General features: G+C 69.0%; 1 protein-coding gene. It reads left to right on the top strand.

The genetic code is table 11. The annotated features are described in order from the left end of the window. On the top strand, window positions 1-303 hold a 303-nt coding region (locus tag H9X81_RS11635), incomplete at both ends, for a hypothetical protein (RefSeq protein ID WP_204722186.1).

Raw genomic sequence — 303 nt, 5'->3', positions numbered from 1 at the left:
ATGAGGAGGAATACCTCACCGCCGCTGCCGCCTTCCTCCGGGAGCTGCTGGCACAGTTTGCGCCGGGCAGCAAACCCTCCGGGGAGAGCACCGAGCCCGGCCCGGACAGTTCCGATGCCGCACCAGAGGAGCCGGAACGCCCCACCCTGGGGGAATTCCTCCGGGAGCGCATCGGCAATCCGCCGGACAATTCAGGCACGCCCCGGGACGCCATCGGGCGCAATGAGGAGGAATACCTCACCGCCGCTGCCGCCTTCCTCCGGGAGCTGCTGGCACAGTTTGCGCCGGGCAGCAAACCCTCCG

This window comes from Hydrogenoanaerobacterium saccharovorans (genome assembly GCF_016901815.1).
GTDB classification, from domain to species: domain Bacteria; phylum Bacillota; class Clostridia; order Oscillospirales; family Ruminococcaceae; genus Avimicrobium; species Avimicrobium caecorum.
The sequence above is the reverse complement of the archived record's forward strand: the minus strand, read 5'-3'. Positions and strand labels throughout refer to the sequence as shown.